General features: G+C 72.9%; 3 protein-coding genes and 1 pseudogene. 2 read left to right on the top strand and 2 right to left on the bottom strand.

The window, feature by feature from the left end; all coding sequences use genetic code 11:
- Positions 1-637 (bottom strand): annotated as a pseudogene (locus VIB11_RS08910) (malate synthase A); the annotation flags it as partial.
- A 107-nt stretch (positions 638-744) separates the two neighbouring features.
- Between VIB11_RS08910 and VIB11_RS08905 the strand changes: the two are divergent.
- Together VIB11_RS08905 and VIB11_RS08900 are read left to right on the top strand one after the other, a co-directional pair.
- Positions 745-1,539 carry a glycerophosphodiester phosphodiesterase family protein gene (locus tag VIB11_RS08905; RefSeq protein ID WP_332030411.1) on the top strand — a complete coding sequence of 265 codons (795 nt, stop codon included), beginning with the start codon at positions 745-747 and terminating at the stop codon, positions 1,537-1,539.
- Between the two features lie 181 nt (positions 1,540-1,720).
- Positions 1,721-2,611 (top strand): DUF559 domain-containing protein, encoded by an 891-nt coding sequence (locus tag VIB11_RS08900; protein ID WP_332030409.1) that lies wholly within the window; start codon positions 1,721-1,723, stop codon positions 2,609-2,611.
- A gap of 142 nt (positions 2,612-2,753) precedes the next feature.
- Here VIB11_RS08900 and acs read toward each other — a convergent pair.
- Positions 2,754-4,283: acetate--CoA ligase (gene acs, locus VIB11_RS08895; RefSeq protein WP_332030407.1), on the bottom strand; the 1,530-nt coding region annotated here is incomplete at its 5' end.

Raw genomic sequence — 4,283 nt, 5'->3', positions numbered from 1 at the left:
ACTCCATCTTCGGCAGGTAGTAGAACGGGCCGCGGCCCTGGTCGACCAGCTCCCGGGCGTTGTGGAACGCGTGCAGTCCGAAGTCGACGAGCGCGGCGACCACCGGGCGCCCGTCGCGCAGCAGGTGGGCCTCGTCGAAGTGCCAGCCGCGCGGGCGCGGCAGGACCACGGGCGCGGTCGCCGGGTCGGCGACGGCGTACTCCTTGCCCTCGGGGGAGGTGAACGACAGCACGCCACGTACGGCGTCGCGCAGGGTGAGCTGGCCACCGACGACGTTGCGCCAGTGGGGCGTGTTGGCGTCCTCGAGGTCGGCGAGCCACACCCGGGCGCCGGAGTTGAGCGCGTTGATGGTCATCTTGCGCTCGGTGGGTCCGGTGATCTCCACGCGGCGGTCGTGGAGGTCCGGCGGCGTCGGCGCCACGCGCCAGTCGCCCTCGCGGACCTCAGCCGTCTCGGGCAGGAAGTCGAGCCGACCGGTGCGGCTCACCTCCTCGCGCCGCCTCTGCCGCGCGGCGAGCAGCTCGTCCCGCCGCGGCCCGAACAGCCGCTGCAGCTCGCCGAGGAAGGCCAGCGCCTCCCCCGTGAGCACCTCCGCCCCGCGCTCCACCTCGGGCCCGTCGACCACCACGTCGCTCATGACTGGCCATCAAACTCGGTCCGACGGCCGGCGTCGAGCACATGAACACTCGGCGCACCGGTGTCCTCACGGTCCCGAGCGCCCTCCGCGCCCGGCACAGTGATGCCATGGCCTACGGCGCTGAACCGGGACCGCTTGCCATCGCCCACCGCGGGGGCGCCGCCCTCGCGCCCGAGAACACCCTCGCCGCCTTCGGCCGGTCGGTCGCCCTCGGGGCCCGCTACCTGGAGACCGACGTCCGCGTCACCGCCGACGGCGAGCTGGTCTGCTTCCACGATGCGACGCTCGACCGGGTGACGGACGGCCGCGGCCTCGTCCGGCGGCACACCTCCGCCGCGCTGGCGCGGCTGAGGGTGGGCGGGACCGAGCACATCCCCACCCTCGTCGAGCTGCTGGAGACCTTCCCCGGGGCCAACGTCACGGTCGACCTCAAGGACCGTGATGCCATCGAGCCGCTGCTGCGCGTGCTGGCGCACCGGCCGTTCGCGCGGAGGGTCTGCGTGGCCGGTGCCTGGGACGGCTGGCTGGGGCAGGTGCGCGCCGGTGCCCCGGAGGTCTCGACCGCGCTGGGGTGGCGCTCGCTGACCACCCTGGTCACGTGCTCCCGCACCGGAGCCCGCGCCCCTCGATGGCTGGCGACCGCGCCGTTCGCCCACGTGCCGGTGCGGCTCGGCCGGTTCCCCGTGTTCGTCGAGCGGCTCGCGCACCAGGCCCACGACGTCGGGGTGCGGGTGGTCGTGTGGACCGCCAACGACCCGACCGTCATGCACCGGCTGCTCGAGGCCGGGGTCGACGGCGTCATCACCGACCGGCCCGACCTGCTCCGCGAGGTGCTGCTCGCGCGCGGGCAGTGGGTGCCGATGGCGGGCCGCGACGCCCGCTCACCCCTGCCCGGCGCCTGACGGCGGGTATGCCGCGTGCGGACGTCCGCGGCATACCCGCTCGTGCGTCCTCGGAACGACCACCTCGCCGCACCGAGCGCGTGTGGGGCCCGACCTGCCGCACCACCTCGCGAACTGGTCGTCGGCCGGTGCCTGTGGACAGCCGAGCGGCCCGACCGCCGTCGCCGGGCACGCTGCCCGCATGGTGTCCGTCACGACCTGGCTCGAGCAGTGCGGAGGCGTCGCCTCGCGCCGCGAGCTCGTGGCGGCGACCAGCAGGGCCGACCTCGAGCGCGCCCTCGCCGACGGTGGCGTGGTGCGGGTGGCCCGCGGGCGCTACGCCCTCCCCACCGCCCACGAGGCCCGCCGGTCGGCCCACCGGCTCAGCGCCGTCGCCGTCGGCCTGAGCGCCGCCGCCCACCACGGGATGCTGCTGAAGTGGCAGCCGCGCCGGCCCCAGCTCGTCGTCCCGAGGGGTCGCAACGTCGATGCGGTCGACCAGAAGGCCTGCGACATCCGCTGGGCCGACCTGCGACCGCGGTGGGTGCGTGACGGCTGGGTGCTCACGCCCGCCGCCACCGTTGTCGACTGCGCCCGACGCCTGCCGTTCGACCAGGCGCTCGCGGTGGCCGACTCGGCACTGCGGGCCGGCGTCGTGTCGTGGGAGGCCTTGGAGGAGGCCGTCGACGAGGCACCTCGGTGGGGCTCGGCCCGGGTGCGGCGGGTGGTCACGGAGGCTGACCCGCAGGCCCACGGGCCGTTCGAGTCGGTGCTCCGGGCGATCGCGCTCGAGGTGCCGGGGCTCACCGTGGTGCCGCAGCACCGCATCGACGACGGGCAGGGCCGCTTCATCGGCAGGGTCGACCTCGCCGACGTGCGTCTGCGCATCGTGCTCGAGGCCGACAGCTTCGAGTTCCACGGCCTGCCCGAGCTGCTCGACAAGGACTGCCGCCGCTACGACGAGCTGGCGGTCGAGGGGTGGTTGGTGCTGCGCTTCTCGTGGAGGCAGGTGATGACGTGCCCGGACTGGGTGCGCTCGGTGCTCGAGCGAGGGGTCGCACTCCGCGAGCAGCAGCGTCGGCTCGCGGTGTGACGACCAGTTCGCCGCGCCCATCGCGTGTCGGGCACGACCCGCCGCACCACCTCGCGAACTGGTCGTCCAAAGGCACCACCCACGGACAGGGATGCCGCGTGCGGGCGTCCGCACGCGGCATACCTGCTCGTCGTGGCTGGGGTCAGTCGGAGGACGCGGCGCCGGCCGACATGCCCTCCTTGATGAGGTTCATGACCGAGGAGTCCGCGAGGGTCGTGACGTCGCCGACCTCGCGGTTCTCGGCCACGTCGCGCAGCAGGCGGCGCATGATCTTGCCCGAGCGCGTCTTGGGCAGCTCCGAGACGACCATGATCGAGCGCGGCTTGGCGATCGGGCCGATCTCCTTGGCCACGTGGCCCCGCAGCTCCTGCACGAGGTCCTTGCCCTCGCCCGGCTCGTCGGCCTCCTCGATGGCCTCCTTGCGCAGGATGACGAAGGCGCAGACCGCCTGCCCGGTCGTCTCGTCGGTGGCACCCACGACAGCGGCCTCGGCCACCTTGGGGTGCGAGACCAGCGCGGACTCGATCTCGGCCGTGGAGAGCCGGTGGCCAGAGACGTTCATGACGTCGTCGACGCGGCCGAGCAGCCAGATGTTGCCCTTCGCGTCGTACTTCGCGCCGTCCCCGGCGAAGTAGTACTTCTCGCCGAAGCGGCTCCAGTAGGTCTCCTTGTAGCGCTCCGGGTCGCCCCAGATGCCGCGCAGCATCGCCGGCCAGGGCTTGGTGAGGACGAGGTAGCCGACCTTCTCGGGCTCGGTGAAGGGCTTGCCCTCGTCGTCGAGGATCTCGGCGCTGACGCCGGGGATCGGCTTCTGCGCCGAGCCCGGCTCGAGGTCGGTGACACCCGGCAGCGGGCTGATCATGATCGCCCCGGTCTCGGTCTGCCACCACGTGTCGACGATCGGGGTGCGGTCACCGCCGATGTGCTTGCGGTACCACAGCCACGCCTCGGGGTTGATGGGCTCGCCGACCGAGCCGAGGACCCGCAGTGACGACAGGTCGGACTTCGCGGGGATGTCGTTGCCCCACTTCATGAACGTGCGGATCGCGGTGGGAGCCGTGTAGAGGATCGACACCTTGTACTTCTCGACGATCTCCCACCAGCGGCCCTGGTGCGGGGTGTCGGGGGTGCCCTCGTACAGCACCTGGGTCGCGCCGTTGGCGAGCGGGCCGTAGACGATGTAGGAGTGGCCGGTCACCCAGCCGACGTCCGCGGTGCACCAGTAGACGTCGCTCTCCGGGTGGACGTCGTGGACGATGTGGTTGGTGTAGGCCGCCTGGGTGAGGTAGCCGCCGGTGGTGTGGAAGATGCCCTTCGGCTTCCCGGTGGTGCCGCTGGTGTAGAGGATGAACAGCGGGTGCTCGCTGTCGACCGCGACCGCCTCGTGCGTGTCGTCGGCCGCCTCGAGAGCCTCGTGCCACCACACGTCGCGGCTGGCGTCCCAGTCGACGTCCTGGCCCGTGCGCCGCACGACCAGCACCTTCTCGACCGGGCTGCCCTCGATCGAGACCGCTGCGTCGACCGCCGGCTTGAGGGCGGACGGGGCGCCACGCCGGTAGCCGCCGTCGGAGGTGATGACCACCTTGGCGTCGGCGTCGTCGATCCGGGTGTGCAGCGCCTCGGACGAGAAGCCGCCGAACACCACCGAGTGCGGGGCGCCGACCCGCGCGCA

Source organism: Pedococcus sp., from assembly GCF_036554925.1.
Taxonomy (GTDB): domain Bacteria; phylum Actinomycetota; class Actinomycetes; order Actinomycetales; family Dermatophilaceae; genus Pedococcus_A.
The sequence above is the reverse complement of the archived record's forward strand: the minus strand, read 5'-3'. Positions and strand labels throughout refer to the sequence as shown.